The organism is Streptomyces sp. NPDC054757, assembly GCF_053612185.1.
Map to the genome: position 1 here is coordinate 122,061 of NZ_JBSHBW010000017.1, position 20,816 is coordinate 142,876.

Here is a 20,816-nt window from a genome sequence, read left to right on the forward strand (position 1 = left end):
GAGGGGTGAGCCCTCACGGGTACGGGACCCACCGTCGGCATGCTGGGGGTGACTCTTTGGCCACAGCACCTCACACCGCTGCGCCGACTTTGATCGGCTCGGTGCAGCGCGCGCTCAGACTGCTGGAGGAGGTCAGCTCCCACAGCGGTGGGGCCCCCGCGAAACAGCTGGCCAGGGAGGCGGGTCTTCCCCTTCCGACCGCCTACCACCTGTTGCGCACCCTGGCCCATGAGGGCTATGTGCGCCGGGAGAACGGTGTGTTCGTGCCCGGGGCCGCCGCAGAGCGGCTGGCCGGCCGCTGCGCCGCACGGAACCGGCGCGCCACGCTGATCGAATCACTGAATTCCTGGCGGGACGCGCTCGGGGTTCCGGTCTATTTTGCGGCGTACCGCGAGGGTGAGATCGACCTGCTCGCGGTCGCCGACACTCCCGCTGCGCCGGCCGTCGATGAGTGGGCGGATTTCCGTCAAACCGGTCATGCACACGCCCTCGGCCAGTGCCTCCTGAGCCAGCTCGATGAAGCCTCCCGCGAAGATCACCTGGACCGCCATCCGGTACGTTCGCTGACCCGCTATTCCGTGCGGGACCGGTGCGTCTTCCTGCGGAGACTGGCTGCGGCCGAGCGGATACAACCGGTGGTCGAGCGGCAGGAGTACGCCATCGGAACCGTCTGCGCGGCCGTCCCGGTCACGGTCGGTCCAGTGGCTGCGGCAATGGCTGTTTCCGGCCCCGTACACCAGCAAGTCAAGTTGCTCTCCGCAGTCAAAACGTTACGCTCCGAACTGATGCCTCTGCTCGATTCACTTGCGTTCTCTATCAGTATCTGAAATATCACTCCTTGTGATCTGTTTGCGCTTACAGCACGATTACGTCAAGAGGGCCTGGACGCACATTCCCGGCCAACTTGTGAACCAACACGGCGTCTACTGCGGGGTAGGGACATGCGCGAATCGGTCCAGGCAGAGGTCATGATGAGCTTCCTCGTCTCCGAGGAGCTCTCCTTCCGTATCCCGGTGGAGCTGTGCTACGAGGTGAGTGATCCGTACGCGGTCCGGATGACCTTCCACCTTCCCGGGGACGCGCCGGTGACCTGGACGTTCGGCCGCGAGCTGCTTCTCGACGGGATCAACGCCCCGACGGGGGACGGCGATGTGCACATCGCGCCGAGCGACCCGTCAGGGCTGGCCGACGTCCATCTGCGCCTCCAGGTCGGCGCGGACCGCGCGCTGTTCCGGGCGGGCAGCGCCCCGCTGATCGCCTTCCTGGACCGTACCGACAAGATCGTCCCGCTCGGTGAGGAGCGCAGCCTGGGCGACTTCGACGGGCATCTGGAGGCGGCGCTCGGGCGGATCCTCGCGGAGGAGAACGCGGGTTGAGACCGGCGCACCGGCTGATCAGCGCCTGCGACGGCGGCCCCGGCCGCCCCGGGCGCGGCCCGCTCCGGTGAGCGTCAGCGCCGTCCCACCGCCCGCCGCGCCCCCGGACGCCACGCCCGTACGGTCGGCCGAGACCACGAGCGCGGCGAGCGCCGTGGTCACCGGCACCGAGGCGACCAGGCCGATCGACCCCACCAGGGTCCGTACGATCTCCTCCGCGACCAGCTCCGAGTTGGCCACCGTCCCCACGCCGCTCTGCGCGATCGAGAAGAGCAGCAGCAGGGGCAGCGCCGCGCCCGCGTAGGCGAGCACCAGCGTGTTGACCACGGACGCGATGTGGTCGCGGCCGATCCGGATACCCGCGCGGTAGAGCCCACGGGCCCCCATCGTGGGGTCGGCCTGGTGGAGTTCCCAGACGGCCGAGGTCTGGGTGACCGTCACGTCGTCCAGCACCCCCAGCGATCCGATGATGACGCTCGCCAGCAGCAGCCCGCTCATGTCGATGTGCGGGTAGAGGCCATGGATCAGTCCGGTGCTGTCGTCGGTGTTGCCGGTCAGGCTCGCCCAGCCGATGAAGAGCGAACCGAGCAGCCCGATCAGTATCAGCGAGATCAGCGTGCCGATGACGGCGACCGAGGTCCGCGCTGTCAGGCCGTGGCAGGTGTAGAGCGCGATCAGCATGATGGCGCTCGCCCCGATCACCGCCACGACCAGCGGATTCGACCCGTGCAGAATCGCGGGCAGGATGAACAGCGTCAGCACGGCGAAGCTGACGGCCAGTGCCACCAGCGCCATCAGCCCCCGCAGCCGGCCCACCGCGACCACCACCAGCGCGAAGACTCCGGCGAGCAGCACCATCGGGAACTTCCGGTCCACATCGGAGACCGAGTACTGCAGGTCGCGCGGTGCGTCGGGGGCGTATGCCACGATCACGCCCTGCCCCCGGCGCAACTGGCGCGGGGAGTCCGGCTGGACGACCTCGGTGAAGGTGCGGCCCTTGTCCTTGCCGCTCGACACCTCGATCTTCGCCTTCTTGCACCGGGCGCCCGGCGATGCCGCACCGCCGCCGGAGCCCGGCGACGCGACGCCCCCGGCCGCACCGCCGCCCCCGGCCGTGCCCCCGCCGCCCGTCGACGACTGACTGGCGTGCAGATCCGCACAGTTGACCGCAGTGATCTCCACCACTGAGCCCTGCTGTGTCTGCCGGTCGAACCCGACTCCGCTGCGGGCATGGTGCGGCGCCCCGCCCGGCCAGAGGGCCACGAGACCGACAACCACCGCCGTGGCGAAAGGAATCAGCACCGCCGCGATGACCTTGCGCAGATGCCGGGAGACGGGCGCCGCGGGGCCGTGGCTGTGCGTATGGACGTGCTCGCCGGGGGGCGGTTCGGTCAGTGCTGTCACCGCCCGATCATCGCAAGAACGGGGAGGCCCTCTGTTCAGCGTGCGGCCCAGGGCGTTAGCGTGGAGGCACCTTTGCACACGCGGGAGCTCGGAGCACCGGGCTGAGAGGGCGCTGACCAGCAGTCTGCTGGGGAGCTGCGCCGACCGCCGAACCTGTTACCGGGTAATGCCGGCGTAGGGAGTAGGTCTCATGACCACAGTGGACGCACACACGCCTGCCACCGACCAGAACGAGCGCAAGCCGGGCTGGCACAAGGGATATGTCGCGGGCCCCGAGGGCTCACGCGCGGACCTCAGGGTGCCGGTCAGGCAGGTGCACCTCACCAACGGGCAGGACGTGGCGCTGTACGACACGTCGGGCCCGTACACCGACCCCACCGTCGAGACCGATGTACGGCGCGGGCTCGCCCCGCTCCGGGAGAACTGGATCATCGGCCGCGGCGACACCGAGGAGTACACGGGCCGACCGGCCCGTCCCGAGGACGACGGGATCAAGCACACATCGCCGCGCGGCGGACTCCGTAACCTCGACGCGGTCTTCCCCGGCCGTCCCCGCCAGCCCAGGAGGGGGCGCGAGGGGCGTGCGGTGAGCCAGCTCGCGTACGCCGTGCGCGGGGAGATCACTCCGGAGATGGAGTACGTCGCGATCCGGGAGAACGTCTCCCCCGAGGTCGTACGGGAGGAGATCGCCGCGGGTCGGGCTGTTCTGCCGGCCAACGTCAACCACCCGGAGATCGAGCCGATGATCATCGGGAAACGGTTCCTGGTGAAGGTCAACGCCAACATCGGGAACTCCGCGGTCACTTCCTCCATCGAGGAGGAGGTGGACAAGATGACCTGGGCCACCAAGTGGGGCGCCGACACGGTCATGGACCTGTCCACCGGGCGCAATATCCACACCACCCGCGAGTGGGTGCTGCGCAACTCGCCCGTCCCGATCGGCACGGTGCCGCTCTACCAGGCCCTGGAGAAGGTCGACGGCCAGGCCGAGGAGCTGACCTGGGAGATCTACAAGGACACCGTCATCGAACAGGCCGAACAGGGCGTCGACTACATGACGGTGCACGCCGGCGTGCTGCTGCGGTATGTGCCGCTCACCGCGCGCCGCAAGACCGGCATCGTCTCGCGCGGCGGCTCGATCATGGCCGCGTGGTGCCTGGCGCACCACAAGGAGTCCTTCCTGTACGAGCACTTCGAGGAGCTCTCCGCCATTCTGGCCTCCTACGACGTCACCTATTCGCTGGGCGACGGGCTGCGGCCCGGGTCGATCGCGGACGCCAACGACGAGGCGCAGTTCGCGGAGTTGCGCACCCTCGGGGAACTCAACACGATCGCCAAACGTCATGGTGTACAGACGATGATCGAGGGCCCCGGGCACGTCCCGATGCACAAGATCAAGGAGAACGTCGACCTCCAGCAGGAGATCTGCGAGGAGGCTCCCTTCTACACGCTCGGCCCGCTCACCACGGACGTGGCCCCGGCGTACGACCACATCACCTCCGGTATCGGTGCGGCGATGATCGCCTGGTGGGGCACGGCCATGCTCTGCTATGTCACGCCCAAGGAGCACCTGGGACTGCCCAACCGGGACGACGTGAAGACCGGCGTGATCACCTACAAGATCGCGGCCCATGCGGCGGATCTCGCGAAGGGGCATCCGGATGCGCAGAAGTGGGACGACGCGCTCTCGGACGCACGCTTCGAGTTCCGCTGGGAGGACCAGTTCAATCTGGCTCTCGACCCCGATACGGCAAGGGAGTTCCACGATGAGACGCTGCCGGCCGAGCCGGCTAAGACCGCGCACTTCTGTTCCATGTGCGGGCCGAAGTTCTGCTCGATGAAGATCTCCCAGGACATCCGCCGCGAACACGGCGGAAGCCGGCAGGAGATCGAGGCGGGGATGGCGGAGAAGTCGAAGGAGTTCGCCGCGAGCGGCAACAGGGTGTACCTGCCGCTCGCCGACTGAACTCGCCGACTGAAACTCGCCGAACTGACCTCACCGGCTGATCTCAGTGAACCGACCTCGTCGGCCGGCCGGCCCCGTGGTGGGGCCGGCCGGACCGGTGTCACTCCGGCCGGTGGTCCGGGCCGCCGAAGTCCGGGCTCGTGAAATCCGGGCTGGTGAAACTGGGGCGCTCGGAGGCCGCCGTCTCACCCTGGTCCGGGCTGTCGAAGTCGGGACGGCTGTAGCCGAGGCTCGGTATGCGGCCGGCCGGCCGGTACGGGGCGGCGGCCGTCGGACCGGCGCCCGGGTCGGTGAGCGCGGCGCTCAGGAACGGGACGATGCCCCGTTCCAGCAGGGCATGGCGCCAGGCTTCGCGGGCGCGGGCGACCTCCTCGGAGAGCTCGTCGTCGCCCTCCTCCGGCTCGGCGTGCACCTCGTTCGAGCCGTTGCGCAGCGCCGTCAGGAGGAGCCCGACCGCGGCGGCCAGGATGGCCGCGGCGGTGAGTGCCGCGAAGAACCAGCCCGCGGTGACCATGGTGTTGCCGAAGGCGGGCGCCGGATCGAGCGCCTTGAGCAGATAGCCCACCAGCAGGAAGATCAGGGCGGCGGTGCCCGCGAGCACCGGGGCCAGCACGGCCAGCACGGCGGCGAGCCCCGCGCCCGTACGGCCGCCGCCTCTGACGGGCGCGAGGACGGAGGCGCGCATCGAGTCCGGTGCGGGCGCGCGGAGTTCGGCGCGTACCTTCACGAAGTGTTCGTACTCGGCTGCCGCGGCCGCGGTGACCAGGCTGTCCGCGTCGAGCACCATGGTGCGCAGCTGCTCGCTGTTGAGCCGCTGCCCCAGCTCGGCCAGATCCGGTCGGTCGGGCGCGGTGCGCAGTGCGTCGTCGAGGAGCCGCTCGAACTCCGGACGGTCCTCTGTCAGCAGGTGCGAAGCGCTGTTCATGTGCATCCCCCGATGCTCCGTCGGGCCGTACCGCCTGCCTTCCGACGGGCAGTTGGGCGTAAACGGAGGAGAGCCTGCTACGGATAACCCGATGGTAGAGCTGTTATGGCACGGGGTAACAGAGGGTTTCCGGAAATCGCCTCCGGGGGCGCGGTTCAGTTCGGCAGCGGCAACTGCACCACGAGGAGCTTTCCGGCCATGGTCACGCCGCCGTCCATGGCGACGGCGAGCCCGTCCGCGTACACGTGCGGGCCTTCGATGACGGTGCGCGGACTGTCCTCGCCGTCCTCGGCCCCGACCTCGCCGAGCAGATAGGGGATGGGGCTGTGGCCGTGGACGATGCGGTGGCCGCCGAAGACGCCGAGGAGTTCCTGCACGGCCTGCGGACCCGAATCGTCGCGGAACGCGAAGCGCTTGGTGAACTTGCGGAAGAGGTCCCAGCATTCGTCGGCATCGTTACGGGTGAGCGTCTCGCGGACGGTGTCGTTGACCGCTTCCAGTGAATCGCCGTAGTCGAGATAGGCGGTGGTGTCCGAGTGCACCAGGAGGTGGTCGTCCTCCAGCTCCATGGCGTCCAGCCGCGACATCCACTGGAGGTGGACGTCCTGCAGCCGGTCCATGTCGGCCTTCTGGCCGCCGTTGAGCAGCCAGGCGGCCTGGAAGGTCGCGGTGCCAGCACCGGAGTTGACCGGGGTGTCGCCGAAGCGCTTGGCGCCGATGAGCAGCAGCTCGTGGTTGCCCATGAGGGCCTTGCAGTAGCCCCCGGCGGCCGCGGCCTCGGCGGACAGCCGCATCACCAGGTCGATGACGCCGATGCCGTCGGGGCCGCGGTCGGTGAAGTCGCCGAGGAACCAGAGACGGGCGTTGCCCGCCGCCCAGCTGCCCTCGGTGTCGATGAGCCCCTGGGCGCACAGCGCGGCCAGGAGCTCGTCGAGGTATCCGTGGACGTCGCCGACGACGAAGAGCGGGCCGAGTCCCGCCTCGCCCTCCGCGGGCAGAGGGTCGGGCGCGGTCCGTACGACGACCGTGTCACCGGGCCCGGCGCGGTGGACGACAGGGAGGTCGCGCTGGGTCGGCGTGTAGCCGTCCGGCTCCTCGCCCTCGGTGTACGGCGGCGCCTTCTCGGCATCGTGGACGTGCTCGGACGCGGGCAGCGGCGGTACGCGGAAGTCCCGCACTGTCGCCGTCCGCATCGCGGGTTCCAGACCGGCCCCCTGAGTCATCGACCCCTCCACCACCGTCGCGCGCCGTGCACCGGTCGGACCTGCCTGGTCGGGGGGCCCGCGGTGTCGTGCGCCCATCATAGGAATGCGACTGGCACTCTGTGACGCACCAGGGGTGCTGAATCCGGATGACCTGCCGCCCGGCCACCCGTTTCGTCCCTATACGGGCGGTCAGTCCGGTGACGGGGAGCGGGGCGCACTCACCGTGGTGCGCGGCGGGCGGCGCTGGGACGAGGTACGGACGATGAGTTCGGTCGGCATCACCTGCTCGACCGGCTGGTCGTCGTTGACGCCTTCGATGGCATCGATGAGTAACTGGATGACGGCCGTACCGATCCGGCGGGGCTTGAGCGAGAGGGTCGTGATGGGCGGCTCCGTGCTCGCGTACACGGTGGACTCACTGCAGCAGACCAGCAGCAGATCCTCCGGGACACGCAGCCCGTACCGCCGTGCTGCCGCGAGGAGATCGGTGCCGTTGGGGTCGAAGAGCCCGTAGACGGCGTCCGGGCGGTCCGGGCGGGCGAGCAGCCGGTCCGCGGCCACGGCTCCGGCGCACGGGTCGTGGGCCGGGTAGGACTCGTACACCGGATCCTGTCCGACCCGTTCGCACCAGCGCAGATACGCGGTGGTGGAGAGCCGGGTGTACGTGTCCGTCGTGGTGCCGGTCAGCAGGCCGATGCGGCGGGCCCCGGCGGCGGCGAGATGGTCGAGCAGATCGAGGACCGCGGCCTCGTGGTCGTTGTCGACCCAGGCCGTGACGGGCAGGGTGCCCGCGGGGCGCCCGTCGGACACGACGGGGAGCCCCTGGCGTACGAGTTCGGTGACGACCGGGTCGTGGTCCGAGGGGTCGATGACCACGGTGCCGTCGAGGGCGACGTTCGACCAGACGTCGACGGCGCTGTGGCGTGAGGTCGCGGGGAGGATGACGAGGGCGTAGCCGCGTGCGAGCGCGGCGGAGGTGGCGGCTCTGGCCATCTCGGCGAAGTACGCGAATTCGGTGAAGGTGAAAGGTTCATCCCCGTACGTGGTGACGGTCAGGCCGATGAGGCCGGACTTTCCGGTACGGAGCGTTCGGGCCGCGGCGGAAGGGCGGTAGCCCAGCCGGTCGGCGACCTCGCGGACATGGCGGCGGGTGGCGTCCGGGAGCCTGCCCTTGCCGTTGAGCGCGTCGGAGACGGTCGTGATGGAGACACCGGCCGCGGCGGCCACGTCCCGGATGCCCGCTCGTCCTTGCCGGTTGGCCCTGCGAGTCTCCGCCCGGCTCACCTGGTGCTTCCCTGCTGCTGTCATGGCGAGCCGATAGTAGGTGGATGAGGGGCGGTCGAGCTGAGCGCATATGCACACGTTGACAGGCACGTTTCTGCATGATCATTAAGCATCAATCACCTTTGAATACAGGGGGTTTGGGGGTCCTGTCAAAGGAGTCTCGGGTGACGGTGGGCATGTGCCTGGCCCCTGGCCGATGTTGCGATGAGGTCTCAACTCACCTCTTCGGGGGACGCGCGCCACGGCGCGTGCCAGGGGCGTGCGCCAGGGGAGGTGATACGCCCCCCATCGGCGCCCGCCATTCGCACGGAGCGGCGCTCCTCATAGGGTGGACTCAACCGAGTCGAGGAGGACCCGCTGTGAGCCAGAAGAGCCCCAGGCTGCGCGCCGCACTGGACGGTATTCCCGCGTACGTTCCGGGCAGGCCGGCCGCCGCGGGCGGCCCGGTCGCCTACAAGCTGTCCTCCAACGAGAATCCCTATCCGCCGCTGCCGGGCGTGATGGAGAGCGCGATCGCCGCGGCCGGCACCTTCAACCGGTACCCGGACCTGGCGTGCACCGCCCTGCTGAACGAACTGGCCGGGCGTTTCGGGGTGCCGGTCTCGCATCTGGCGGCGGGCACCGGATCGGTCGGCGTCGCCCAGCAGCTGCTCCAGGTGACGTCGGGCCCCGGCGACGAGGTGATCTACGCCTGGCGGTCGTTCGAGGCGTACCCGATCATCACGCGCATCAGCGGGGCGACCGCGGTGCAGGTGCCGCTGGACTCGGGCGATGTGCACGATCTGGACGCGATGGCGGACGCGATCACCGAGCGGACCCGGATGATCTTCGTCTGCAACCCGAACAACCCGACCGGGACCGTGGTCCGCAGGGTCGCGCTGGAACGCTTCCTCGACCGGGTGCCGGCGGACGTCCTGGTGGTCCTGGACGAGGCGTACCGGGAGTTCAACCGGGACACCGATGTGCCCGACGGTATCGAGCTGTACCGGGACCGGCCCAATGTGGCGGTGCTGCGCACCTTCTCCAAGGCGTACGGGCTGGCCGGGCTGCGGGTCGGCTTCGCCATCGCTCATGAGCCGGTCGCCACCGCGCTGCGCAAGACGGCGGTGCCCTTCGGGGTGAGCCAGCTGGCGCAGGACGCGGCGGTCGCGTCGCTGCGGGCCGAGGACGAGCTGCTGGGCCGGGTCGGCTCGCTGGTCACCGAGCGGGCGCGGGTGTACGAGGGGCTGGTCGGCCAGGGCTGGACGGTGCCGGAGACGCAGGCCAACTTCGTATGGCTGCGGCTGGGTGAGCGCACCGTCGACTTCGCCGCGGCCTGTGAGAGGGCCGGGGTGGTGGTGCGTCCCTTCGCGGGCGACGGCGTGCGGGTCTCCATCGGCGAGACCGAGGGCAACGACCTCTTCCTCCAGGCGGCTGCGGCCTTCCGCAAGGAGCTGTAGACCGCTTCCGCAGAGGGTCCGACCAGGGCGGGGTGCCGGATGGGTACCCCGCCTTCGTCATGCCCGAAGTGCTTTCGTAGTATTGCTTGTGAATGTGAACGCTTTCACAAGCGCGTCCTTTTTCTTCCGGCCTGTGTGGGACCAAAGGGACAGAAAGCCACTGTGACCCCGGCCACGTAAGGAGAGTGACGACGTGGAACTAGCTCTGTCGCCGGATACCCTGGCGCGCTGGCAGTTCGGGCTGACCACCGTCTACCACTACCTGTTCGTCCCCCTCACGATCTCCCTCGCCGCGATCACCGCGGGCTTCGAGACCGCCTGGGTACGGAAGGGCACGGAGAAGTACTTCCATGCCACGAAGTTCTGGGGGAAGCTCCTGCTGATCAACCTGGCCATCGGGGTCGCCACCGGCCTCGTCCAGGAGTTCCAGTTCGGGATGAACTGGTCGGACTACTCGAAGTTCGTCGGTGACGTCTTCGGGGCGCCGCTCGCGATGGAGGCGCTCATCGCCTTCTTCTTCGAGTCGACCTTCATCGGGCTGTGGATCTTCGGCTGGGACAAGCTGCCCAAGAAGCTCCACTGTGCCTGCATCTGGATGGTGGCGATCGGTACGACCTTCTCGGCGTACTTCATCCTGGCGGCCAACTCCTGGATGCAGCACCCGGTCGGGTACACCATCGACCGGGCCACCGGGGTCGCGCATCTCAACGACATCTGGGGCGTGCTCACCCAGAAGACCGCGCTGGTGGTCTTCACCCACACCATGACCTCGGCCTTCCTCACCGGCGGCGCCTTCGTCGTCGGGATCGCCAGCTACCACTTGTGGAAGATCAGGCGGGCCAGGGCCGCGGGGACCGCCACCGACACCAAGCGCACCCGCGTGATGCGGACCTCGCTGCGGATGGGGCTGGTGATGACGGTGACCGCCGGAATCCTCACCGCGCTCTCCGGCGACCAGCTGGGCAAGGTGATGTTCGAGCAGCAGCCCATGAAGATGGCCGCGGCCGAGGCGCTCTGGGAGACGGAGGCCCCCGCACCCTTCTCCATCTTCGCGGTGGGCAATGTGGGAGCCGGCCACAACTCGGTCGAGCTGTCCGTGCCGGGGGTCCTCTCCTTCCTCGCGCATGACGACTTCCACACCGCGGTGCCCGGCATCCATCAGACGGCGAAGGCCGAGGCGGCCAAGTACGGCGGGAGCCCCGACGACTATGTGCCCAACATCTTCGTCACCTTCTGGGGATTCCGGCTCATGATCGGAATCGGGCTCACCGCCTCGGTGGCCGCGGCTGCCGGACTCTGGCTGACGCGGAAGAAGAAGTGGCTGCTGCCGGAGCACCGGACGGGCGACGACGAGGCGCCCAAGCTGATGCTCACGGCAGGCCGGGAGCTGAACCCCTTCTTCACGAAGTGGGGCTGGCGCGTCGGTATGGCCTCCCTGGTCTTCCCGCTGATCGCCAACTCCATCGGCTGGGTCTTCACCGAGATGGGCCGGCAGCCCTGGGCCGTCTTCGGCCTCTTCAAGACCGCCGACTCCGTCTCCCCCGGTGTCTCCCGGACGGAGATGCTGATCTCGCTGATCGTCCTGATCACGCTGTACGCGATTCTCGGCTGGATCAATGTCCGGCTGATGAAGAAGTACGCGGTGATGGGGCCGGACACCGATGAGCAGCCGCCCGCCGAGGATCCAAGGCTGCGCGGCCCGTCAGGTGGGTCCGGCGGGTCTGGGGACCAGGACGCCGACGCCGACAAGCCCCTGACCTTCGCGTACTGAGAGGAGAGACGCCATGGGCCTCAACGACTTCTGGTTTCTGCTGATCGCCGTGTTGTGGACCGGCTACTTCTTCCTCGAAGGCTTCGACTTCGGGGTCGGTATCCTCACCCGGCTGCTGGCCAGGGACCGGCGCGAGCGCCGGGTGCTGATCAACATCATCGGTCCTGTCTGGGACGGGAACGAGGTGTGGCTGATCACCGCGGCAGGTGCGATGTTCGCCGCCTTCCCGGTCTGGTACGCCACCTTCTTCAGCGGCTTCTATCTGCTGCTCGTACTGATCCTGGTCCTGCTGATCGTGCGCGTCCTGTCCTTCGAGTACCGCCACAAGCGGTCCGAGGAGAGCTGGCAGCGCAACTGGGAGTGGGTGCTCTTCACCAGCTCGCTGCTGCTGCCGTTCCTCTGGGGGCTGATCTTCGCCAACATGGTCCACGGGGTGCCGGTCAACAGCCATCAGGACTACGCCGGTTCGTTCGGCGACCTGCTGAACGGTTACGGGATCCTCGGCGGCTTCGCCTTCACCGCGCTGTGCACCCTGCACGGAGCCGTCTTCACCGCTCTCAAGACGGTGGGCGACATCCGGCTGCGGGCACGGGCCCTCGCGGCCAAGGCCGCCGTGGTGACGGTGGTCCTCGCTGCGGCCTTCCTGATCTGGCTGCAGGCGGACCGCGGCGACGGGTCCACGCTGACCGCGCTCTGTGCGGCACTGGCCGCACTCGTCGTGGCATTCGTGATGAATGCCAGGGCCCGGGAGGGCTGGGCCTTCGCCTTCACAGGTGTGGCCATCGCGGCCACGGTGGCCGCGCTGTTCCTTTCGCTGGCACCGGAAGTGACGCCGTCCTCGCTGAACTCCGCCTGGAGTCTGACGATCGACAACGCGGCATCGGGCCATTACACGCTCAAGGTCATGACCTGGGTCGCGGGCATCATGACGCCGCTGGTCCTGCTCTACCAGGGCTGGACCTACTGGGTGTTCCGCAAGCGGCTGGGCACCCACCACATCGCCGATGCCCACTAGCGGAGGGTGTTTCACGTGAAACCGATCGATCCGCGTCTGCTCCGGTACGCCGGTGCCACCCGTCTCTTCCTGGGCGCCGTGGTGGTCCTCGGACTGGCCGGCGCGGGTCTGGTCGTGGCCCAGGCCATGCTGATCGCCGATGTGGTGGTGGGGGCGTTCCAGCGCGGTCTGGACGTACCGGGTCTGCGGACCACGCTGCTGCTGCTCGTGGCCGTGGCGCTGGGCCGCGGCCTGGTGGCCTGGCTCACCGAGCTGGCGGCGCACCGGGCCAGCGCCGCGGTCAAGTCCGAGCTGCGGCGCCGGCTGCTTGAGCGGTCCGCGGAGCTGGGGCCGCAGTGGCTCACCGGCCGGCGGACGGGGTCGCTGGTCGCGCTCGCCACCCGGGGCGTAGACGCCCTGGACGACTATTTCTCGCGCTATCTTCCGCAGCTGGGGCTCGCGGTGGTCGTGCCGGTGGCGGTGCTGGTCAGGGTCGTCACCGAGGACTGGGTGTCGGCGGCCGTCATCGTCGGGACGCTGCCGCTGATCCCGGTCTTCATGATGCTCATCGGCTGGGCCACCCAGGCCCGTATGGACCGTCAGTGGCGGCTGCTCTCCCGGCTGTCGGGACACTTCCTCGATGTGGTGGCCGGGCTGCCGACGCTGAAGGTGTTCGGACGGGCCAAGGCGCAGGCCGAGTCGATCAGGACCATCACGGACGAGTACCGGAAGGCGACGCTGAGGACGCTGCGGATCGCCTTCCTCTCGTCGTTCGCGCTGGAGCTGCTGGCGACTCTGTCGGTGGCGCTGGTCGCTGTCGGGATCGGGCTGCGGCTCGTCAGGGGGGAGCTGGACCTGTACACGGGTCTGGTGATCCTGGTGCTGGCGCCCGAGGCGTATCTGCCGCTGCGGCAGGTGGGCGCCCAATACCACGCGGCGGCCGAGGGGCTGTCGGCCGCCGAGGAGATCTTCGCGGTGCTGGAGACACCGCTTCCGGCGGGCGGGACGCACGAGGTCCCGGGTTCGCTGCGCCTGGAGCTGGACCGGGTGACGGTGCGCCACCCCGGCCGTTCGGAACCGTCGCTGGAGTCGGCCTCGCTGGTGGTCGAGGCCGGGGAGACGGTCGCGGTCACCGGACCGAGCGGGGCCGGGAAGTCGACGCTGCTCCATGTCCTCCTCGGCTTTGCGGCACCGGACGAGGGGCGGGTGCTCGTCGGGCCCGCCGCTGAGTCCCCTTCGGCGCCGGGCGGACCGGACGAGGGGCCGGGAGCCGCTGTTGAGCTGGCCTCGCTCTCCCCCGAGCGGTGGCGTGAGCAGATCGCCTGGGTACCGCAGCAGCCGTATCTCTTCGCGGGCACGATCGCGGAGAACGTACGCCTGGCCAGGCCCGACGCCGATGAGGCCGCGGTGCACGGGGCTCTGCGCGATGCCGGGGCGTACGGATTCGTCGCCGCGCTGCCGGACGGGGCCGACACGGTTCTCGGCGAGGGCGGTGCGGGCCTGTCGGCCGGACAGCGGCAACGGCTGGCACTGGCCAGGGCGTTCCTCGCCGACCGGCCGTTGCTGCTGCTCGATGAGCCGACGGCGGCCCTGGACGGTGAGACGGAGGCCGGCATCGTCGACGCGGTACGGCGGCTGGTGGCGGGCCGCACCGTGGTGCTCGTGGTGCACCGGCCGGCCCTGCTCGCTGTGGCCGACCGTGTGGTCGCTCTCCGGCCCGGTACGTCACCGGCTGCCCCGGCCGGCGGCGATGCTCTCCTGCCGCATGCCGCCGCCGTACCCGCACAGCGGGCGGAGCCGACGGCGGTGGAGGGGGCGGCCGAGGCCGTCACCGCGGGCCCGACCCGGTCCGGCCGGAGGAGCCCGCTGGCGCGGGTGCGGGAGGCCGCAGGTGCGATGCGGGGGCGGCTGTCGCTGGCCCTGTTGCTGGGAAGTCTCGCGCTGGGTTCGGCCATCGGGCTCATGGCGACATCGGGCTGGCTCATCTCGCGGGCCTCGCAGGAGCCGCCTGTGCTCTATCTGATGGTCGCGGTCACGGCAACGCGTGCCTTCGGGACCGGGCGGGCCGTCTTCCGCTATGCCGAGCGGCTGGTGTCGCACGACGCGGTGCTGCGGATGCTCGCCGGTCTGCGGGTCTCCGTCTACCGCGGGCTGGAGCGCGTCGCGCCCGCCGGACTGCGCCGGGTCAGGCACGGGGACCTGCTGTCACGGCTGGTCGCCGACGTGGACGCGCTACAGGACTACTGGCTGCGCTGGCTGCTTCCGGCTTCGGTCGCCGTGGTGGTGGGGGCGGTCACCATCGGGTTCACCGCCTGGCTGCTGCCCGCCGCCGGGGCGGTGCTCGCGGCGGGGTTGCTGGTCGCCGGGGTCGGGGTGCCCGCGCTGAGCGGCCTCTGCGCCCGGCGGGCCGAGCACCAACTGGCGCCCGCCCGCGGGGTGCTGGCCACCCGGGTCGTCGATCTGCTCCTGGGGACCGCTGAGCTGACGGTCGCCGGTGCGCTGCGCGGGCGGCTGGGCCGTACCGGAGACGCGGACCGGACGCTGACCCGGATCGCCGCACGGGGGGCTACCGCCACCGCACTCGGCGGCGGGCTCACCGCGCTCGTCTGCGGGCTGACCGTCGCCGCCGCCGCGTTCGTCGGGATCCCCGCCGTCCACGACGGCAGGCTCGCCGGGGTGGAGCTCGCGGTGGTGGTGCTGACTCCGCTGGCGGCCTTTGAGGCGGTCACCGGTCTGCCGCTCGCCGTGCAGTACCGGCAGCGGGTCAGAAGGAGCGCCGAGCGGGTGTACGAGGTGCTGGACGCGCCCGTCCCCGTACAGGAGCCGGCGCGTCCTGCGGCGCCCCGGTCGCCGTTCCCGTTGGAGGTGCGGGGTCTGACCGCGCGCCATGCGGGGCAGCGGGGGCACGCGCTCGACGGGATGGACCTCAGGCTCGAAGCGGGGCGACGGGTCGCCGTCGTCGGCCCTTCCGGGTCGGGCAAGACGACGCTCGCCCAGGTACTGCTGCGCTTCCTGGACGCGGAGGCGGGGACCTACACGCTCGGTGGGGTGGCCGCCGACGCGCTGGACGGTGACACGGTGCGCGGGTTCGTGGGGCTGTGCGCCCAGGACGCGCACATCTTCGACAGCTCCCTGCGGGAGAACCTCAGGCTGGCCCGCTCCGGCGCCTCGGACGGCGAACTGCGCCGGGCGCTCGCCGGGGCCCGGCTGCTGGACTGGGTGGACGGGCTGCCCGAGGGGCTCGACACTCCGGTGGGGGAGCACGGCGCGAGGCTCTCCGGCGGGCAGCGGCAGCGGCTGGCGCTGGCCCGCGCCCTCCTCGCCGACTTCCCCGTACTGGTCCTGGACGAGCCGGCCGAACATCTGGACCTGGTGACCGCCGACGCGCTCACCGCGGATCTGCTGACCGCGACCGAAGGGCGTACGACGCTGCTCATCACCCACCGGCTCCGGGGGCTCGACGCCGTCGACGAGGTGCTCGTCCTGGACGGAGGGCGGGTCGTCCAGCGCGGTCCCTACGCCGAGCTGGCCGCGCTGGACGGGCCGTTGCGGCGGATGCTGGAGCGCGAGCGGGCGGGCGATCTGCTCGGCAGCCAAAGGAATCCGACTTTCCACTCAATATAGGACTTATTAGGCTCTGGGGTATGCCAGCTCCGGACCACACCGAACCCGCGGAGAACTCCAGCGCCGATGACCCCGCGCGTCCGGGGCTCTCCGCCGAGTTCACCGCGCGCGTACCGCAGCTGCTGGAGGCCATGCGCTCCATCGGTACGGGCCTCGAACTGCATGCGACCCTGAACCGGATCTGCGAGACCGCCGCCGGACTGTCCGGCGCCCGGTACGCCGCAATCGGCGTCCTGGACCGGGAGCGCGGCGGCCTCAGCGACTTCGTCACCCACGGTGTCCCGGAGGAGGAGGCCGCACGGATCGGCCGCGTCCCGGACGGGCACACCGGGCTCCTGGGCGCGCTGATCGAGGACGCCCGGGTGGTGCGGCTCGCGGATCTGACGACCGACGCACGCTTCGCCGGGTTCCCTCCGCACCATCCGCGGATGCGGACGTTCCTGGGGGTCCCCGTCCAGTTCCAGGGCGAGACCTTCGGCAATCTCTATGTCGCGGAGAAGACCGACGGCAGCCGGTTCACCGACGGCGATCTCCACATGGTCCAGGTCCTCTCCACCGAGGCCGGCATCGCGATCAACAACGCCCGGCTGTACGAGGCGGCCCGGCAGCGCGAGCGGTGGATCGACGGTTCGGTGGCTGTCACCACGGCGCTGCTTGCGGGTGGCGACGCGGACGAGGCGCTCACCGTGGTCGCCGAACAGGCGCGCCGGCTTGCCGACTCGGCCGCCGGAGTGATCATGCTGCCCGCCGCGGAGGGCGGCCTTGAGGTCGTCGCCGTCTCCAGCAATGTGCCCAGCGAGGTGCTCGGCCTGATCGTCCCCGCGGAGAGCGGAGTCGTGGAGAGGCTGCTCTCCGGCGCTCCGGTCTTCATGGACGATTCGGCGACCGACCCACGGATGATCACCGAGGTCGGCAGACGGTACGGGCCGAGCATGATGCTGCCCCTGCACAGCGGCGGCCGTCTGCTGGGCGCGCTGGCCACCCCGCGGGAACGGGGCGCCCGGCCCTTCACCGCCGCTGAGCGCTCGCTGGCCACCCAGTTCGCCTCGCAGGCCGCGCTGGCGCTGATGATGGCGGACGCCCAGCGCGACAGGGAGCGCCTCGCGGTCTTCGAGGACCGCGACCGGATCGCCCGTGACCTCCATGACCTGGTCATTCAGCGGCTGTTCGCGACCGGGATGATGCTGGAGGGCGCCCACCGCCAGTCGGCGGGGCCGGAGGTGCGCCGCGGTGTGGGCAAGGCCGTCGACGAGCTGGATGTGACGATCCAGGAGATCCGCACCGCCATCTTCGCGCTGCAGCAGGAGCCCGCCGAAGCCCCGTCGGGCCTGTGCAGACGGGTACTGCGGGAGATCAACATGGCGGCGGTGCCGCTGGGGTTCAAACCCTCGCACCGCTTCGTGGGACCGGTGGACTCGACGGTCGGCGAATCCACCGGGAAGAACCTGATCGCGGCCTTGCGGGAGGCGCTCTCCAACGCGTTCCGGCACGCCGCCGCCTCCCGTATCCATGTGACCGTCGACGCCACGGCGCAGCTGGACGACGGCCGCCCGGCGGTACGCCTCACGGTCTCCGACGACGGGGTCGGCATCCCGGAGGGCGGCCGGCGCAGCGGACTGCGGAACCTCAGCAGGCGCGCGGAGGCACTGGGTGGGTCGAGCGCTTACGGGCCGGGGCTCGGCGAGGGCGGCGGTGGCACGGCGGTGGTCTGGGAGGTGCCGCTGTAGGGGTGAGGGGCAGGGGGCGAGCCGGCAGTGGTCGGGCGCGGTCAGCGCACTTTCAGGATCCGCTCGATGACGACCGCGACGCCGTCGTCGTTGTTCGCGACCGTGCGCCCCGAAGCCGCTGCCACAGCCTCCGGGTGGGCGTTGCTCATCGCGTACGAGGTACCGGCCCACCGCAGCATCTCGACGTCGTTCGGCATGTCCCCGAAGGCGACCACCTCGGCGGGCGAGATGCCCCGCTCGGCACAGCACAGCGCCAGCGTGCCGGCCTTGGAGACGCCGGGGCCGCTGATCTCCAGCAGCGCGGTCGGGCTTGAGCGGGTGATCGAGGCCCGGCCGCCGACAGCTTGGCGGGCCAGGGCGAGGAAGACGTCGGGCTCCAGCTCCGGGTGATGGGCCAGCACCTTCAGTACGGGCTGGTCCGCGAGGCCGGAGTCCGCCGCGAGCAGTTTCTCGGCGGGTGCGACGCTCGACGCGGGATCGAACTGCAGGGGCGGGTACGCCGCCTCGTGGTGGATGCCCCCGGTCCGCTCGACGGCGAAGGAGGTGCCCGGGGCGGCGGTCCGCAGCATGGCGATCACGTCGAGGGCGTCGGTGCGCTCCAGCGGGAGGACCTTGACGAAGATGTGCCCGCCCTCGTCGCCGTGGAGATCGACCACGGCGGCGCCGTTGCCGCAGATGGCCAGGCCGTGGCCGTGCACATGGTCGCTGACGACGCCCATCCACCGGGCCGGCCTGCCGGTGACGAAGAAGACATCGATCCCGGCCTCCTCGGCGGAGGCGAGCGCGGCGACGGTGCGGGCCGAGAGGGTCTTGTCGTCGCGCAGCAGGGTCCCGTCCAGATCGGTGGCGATCAGCCGGGGCGGGAGGGCGGCGGCGGGGCCGTTAGCTGAGGTCACCCGGACATTCTCCCGTACGGGATGCCCGGAGCGCACGGGAGTGCGAAGAGCCGCACTGATGATGCGAAGAGTCGCACTGATGAGTGGAGCCGCATGATCGGTTCGGGGGTGGCCGCGGCGGTGTGGGCATCGGTGGCGGCTTCCACGGCCGGCCGGGGCCGCGGCCCGTGGGCGGGATCCGTACGAGCCGTACGACGTAGGCTCGTCACCATGCGTCTGAGTACCGTGATTCTTCCCGTCCGCCGGTGGGGCGAGGGTGGCCGTGAGCAGTGGGAACGCGCCGAGGAGCTGGGGTTCCACACCGCGTACACCTATGACCACCTCTCCTGGCGGGTGCCGTTCCGGTACGGGCCCTGGTTCGGGGCGGTCCCGACGCTGACCGCGGCGGCCGCGGCCACCACACGCGTCCGGCTCGGCACGCTGGTCACCTCAGTCAAGCCTTTTTCACCTATCGCATGCTGACCTGCTCATTCGCGGTGGCCTGGGACCGGCTACTTACCGAATCTGGCGAGCGCTAGACGCCATGAGTGATGGCACGGTACTCCCGGGCCACCAGCTCCACTTCGTGGGAGTGCCTGTTGAGGTACTGCCCGATCGAGACGATCTCGCCATCAGCCGCAATGCTCGCGTACGCCTGTGCGTACCCGCGAGGGTCCGTATCGGAGGAGTAGACGCGAGGACTCTGCTCTCGATGTATCCAGATGCGGTGCTCGTCCTCTACCGTTGCCCCGGACCCAACGGGTCCGATCTTCTCCAGGAGCACGTAGTGCAGGCCGAGGAGGTCCAATAGCTCTCGGTCTCGTGCCCACACGGTCCCCCCGTACATGTTGCTTATCAAGAACAGCGGGTCTCGGTACACGAGCCGTACCGCATCGGGGAGCGACATGCCTCGGCCGTTCCAGCACAGGACGCCGCGCACCGAGTGCCGCAGCCCTTGGCGGGGCACTGCTTCCCCCATGACCATAGGCAGGAGTTTCTCCATGCGGTCCGGCCACCCATGGATGATTGCTTGCAAAAGGTCACAGGGGTTGTAGACGTGCAATCCGACGTCTCCCTCGCCGACCTTCGGGCCCACCTCGTCGAGCCAGCCGTCCACAAGTGACTCCCACTCGTGGTTGCCGGCGAAACTCTGCCGAGCCTCCTGCCTGAATGCCTTCCAACGGCTGGCAACCTGCGGGCTGGCGGTGCCTGTGTACAAGACCTGACTGTCGCCTCGCTCATCCCCGGTCAGGAAGCGGAACAGGTCTTGCTGCTCGAACGCGGCGGTGTTGTCGTAGGCTCCTGTGCCTCGGAAGCCTTGGATGGACCAGTTGGGGTCGTCACGGAGATTCTTCAACAGTCCTGGCCGTGCAGACTCCATGTTCATTCCGCGCAGCCTGCTGCGCGCAAGGCGGTTACAGAGCTCGCAGAGGGCCAAGTACTCGGCCTGGTGCTCTTCGGCGAACGGTTCTGGCCCGTCGTAACCACCCAGGAGATCCGCTGCGGCGAGCTCCTCGTTCACCCGGCCTACCGCTAGGTACAGGCCGAAAGGCGCAGGAATGTAGTGCTTCTCTGCTACGCGGTCTAGATCCGCCGCCAGCAGGTCGAGCGCCCCCAACTCGTCCGCGACCTTGCTGATGATCCTCCAGCCCTGCTCACGCTGTTCCTCCGTGGTGAAGAAGAACAGGTTGTGGATGGGGGTGATGCGGGGTTCGAACGCCCGAGGCAGGAGCTCCACCCGTTCGGTCCCGATGGGGGTGCCGTTGCTGTCCAGGAATAGTTGGTACCCGCGAAGATCATGACTCCAGTCGCGCGCGGCGTGACTGACGGCGATCAGGAGCTCCTCCCAGTCGTCCGGCATGGCTACGATCACCGCACGGATGCGGTCCGGCGCGAGGTTCTTCTCCCGGCAGAGAAGCTCGGTGTACTTGTTGACCTCGTGTAGGGCTTGCCGCGCGCTGGACCGGGACCGCTTCAGCTCGATGACCACCCACATCTGATGACGATCACGGGCCAGGATGTCGATGCTTCCCCTGGTGCCGTGTGCGTTGGGCAGCGGGTACTCCTCGAACTGAACAGGCCGGAGACCCGGCTCGATCAGCTCCAGGTTCTGGACGAGCGCATTGCGGAGAACGTTCTCAAGAGGCGGTCGCATGGCCGAAGGCTAAACCGGAGCACTGACAAGGGCCCTGGGGTGGGGCACAGTTGGCGAGTCTCCTGCACCCC

General features: G+C 69.7%; 15 protein-coding genes. 9 read left to right on the forward strand and 6 right to left on the reverse strand.

Going from position 1 to position 20,816, the window contains the following annotated elements:
• The first annotated feature begins 56 nt into the window (after positions 1-56).
• Together ACWGKJ_RS20895 and ACWGKJ_RS20900 are read left to right on the forward strand one after the other, a co-directional pair.
• Positions 57-827: an IclR family transcriptional regulator gene (locus tag ACWGKJ_RS20895; protein WP_385017317.1), complete on the forward strand. Its 771-nt coding sequence runs from the start codon at positions 57-59 to the stop codon at positions 825-827.
• A 114-nt stretch (positions 828-941) separates the two neighbouring features.
• Positions 942-1,376 carry an SsgA family sporulation/cell division regulator gene (locus ACWGKJ_RS20900; protein ID WP_385017320.1) on the forward strand — a complete coding sequence of 145 codons (435 nt, stop codon included), beginning with the start codon at positions 942-944 and terminating at the stop codon, positions 1,374-1,376.
• 18 nt (positions 1,377-1,394) lie between these two features.
• Here ACWGKJ_RS20900 and ACWGKJ_RS20905 read toward each other — a convergent pair whose 3' ends face one another.
• A complete protein-coding gene (locus ACWGKJ_RS20905; RefSeq protein ID WP_385017323.1) occupies positions 1,395-2,780 on the reverse strand; it encodes a YibE/F family protein in 1,386 nt (461 codons plus the stop codon).
• Positions 2,781-2,970: 190 nt separating this feature from the next.
• Here ACWGKJ_RS20905 and thiC point away from each other — a divergent pair, with 190 nt between their 5' ends.
• Positions 2,971-4,746 carry a phosphomethylpyrimidine synthase ThiC gene (thiC, locus tag ACWGKJ_RS20910; protein WP_385017326.1) on the forward strand — a complete coding sequence of 592 codons (1,776 nt, stop codon included), beginning with the start codon at positions 2,971-2,973 and terminating at the stop codon, positions 4,744-4,746.
• A gap of 100 nt (positions 4,747-4,846) precedes the next feature.
• On the opposite strand, the gene ACWGKJ_RS20915 is transcribed toward thiC, so the two are convergent.
• The 3 genes from ACWGKJ_RS20915 to ACWGKJ_RS20925 all read right to left on the reverse strand — a co-directional run bounded on the left by ACWGKJ_RS20915 (position 4,847) and on the right by ACWGKJ_RS20925 (position 8,184).
• A complete protein-coding gene (locus ACWGKJ_RS20915) occupies positions 4,847-5,677 on the reverse strand; it encodes a hypothetical protein (RefSeq protein WP_385017329.1) in 831 nt (276 codons plus the stop codon).
• 149 nt (positions 5,678-5,826) lie between these two features.
• Positions 5,827-6,894: a metallophosphoesterase gene (locus tag ACWGKJ_RS20920; protein ID WP_385017332.1), complete on the reverse strand. Its 1,068-nt coding sequence runs from the start codon at positions 6,892-6,894 to the stop codon at positions 5,827-5,829.
• Positions 6,895-7,065: 171 nt separating this feature from the next.
• The gene (locus ACWGKJ_RS20925) at positions 7,066-8,184 is read right to left on the reverse strand and encodes a LacI family DNA-binding transcriptional regulator (protein WP_385017335.1); all 1,119 of its coding nucleotides are present in this window, start codon (positions 8,182-8,184) and stop codon (positions 7,066-7,068) included.
• Between the two features lie 335 nt (positions 8,185-8,519).
• Between ACWGKJ_RS20925 and hisC the strand changes: the two genes are divergently transcribed.
• From hisC to ACWGKJ_RS20950, 5 genes are all read left to right on the forward strand, one after another.
• Positions 8,520-9,599: a histidinol-phosphate transaminase gene (gene hisC / locus ACWGKJ_RS20930; protein ID WP_385017338.1), complete on the forward strand. Its 1,080-nt coding sequence runs from the start codon at positions 8,520-8,522 to the stop codon at positions 9,597-9,599.
• A gap of 193 nt (positions 9,600-9,792) precedes the next feature.
• The gene (locus tag ACWGKJ_RS20935; protein ID WP_385017341.1) at positions 9,793-11,370 is read left to right on the forward strand and encodes a cytochrome ubiquinol oxidase subunit I; all 1,578 of its coding nucleotides are present in this window, start codon (positions 9,793-9,795) and stop codon (positions 11,368-11,370) included.
• A 13-nt stretch (positions 11,371-11,383) separates the two neighbouring features.
• On the forward strand, positions 11,384-12,385 hold the full coding sequence (gene cydB, locus ACWGKJ_RS20940; RefSeq protein WP_385017344.1) for a cytochrome d ubiquinol oxidase subunit II: 1,002 nt from the start codon (positions 11,384-11,386) through the stop codon (positions 12,383-12,385).
• 15 nt (positions 12,386-12,400) lie between these two features.
• The gene (cydD, locus tag ACWGKJ_RS20945) at positions 12,401-15,988 is read left to right on the forward strand and encodes a thiol reductant ABC exporter subunit CydD (RefSeq protein WP_385017347.1); all 3,588 of its coding nucleotides are present in this window, start codon (positions 12,401-12,403) and stop codon (positions 15,986-15,988) included.
• A 20-nt stretch (positions 15,989-16,008) separates the two neighbouring features.
• The gene (locus tag ACWGKJ_RS20950; protein ID WP_385017351.1) at positions 16,009-17,715 is read left to right on the forward strand and encodes a GAF domain-containing sensor histidine kinase; all 1,707 of its coding nucleotides are present in this window, start codon (positions 16,009-16,011) and stop codon (positions 17,713-17,715) included.
• 41 nt (positions 17,716-17,756) lie between these two features.
• Here the strand turns inward: ACWGKJ_RS20950 and ACWGKJ_RS20955 are convergent, their stop codons facing one another.
• Positions 17,757-18,611, reverse strand: coding sequence for a Cof-type HAD-IIB family hydrolase (locus ACWGKJ_RS20955; RefSeq protein ID WP_385017354.1), 855 nt, complete (start codon positions 18,609-18,611; stop codon positions 17,757-17,759).
• Between the two features lie 210 nt (positions 18,612-18,821).
• On the opposite strand from ACWGKJ_RS20955, the gene ACWGKJ_RS20960 reads away from it, so the two are divergent.
• Positions 18,822-19,073 carry an LLM class flavin-dependent oxidoreductase gene (locus ACWGKJ_RS20960; protein WP_385017357.1) on the forward strand — a complete coding sequence of 84 codons (252 nt, stop codon included), beginning with the start codon at positions 18,822-18,824 and terminating at the stop codon, positions 19,071-19,073.
• Between the two features lie 52 nt (positions 19,074-19,125).
• Here ACWGKJ_RS20960 and ACWGKJ_RS20965 read toward each other — a convergent pair whose 3' ends face one another.
• On the reverse strand, positions 19,126-20,745 hold the full coding sequence (locus ACWGKJ_RS20965) for an endonuclease NucS domain-containing protein (protein ID WP_385017360.1): 1,620 nt from the start codon (positions 20,743-20,745) through the stop codon (positions 19,126-19,128).
• Positions 20,746-20,816: the final 71 nt, after the last annotated feature.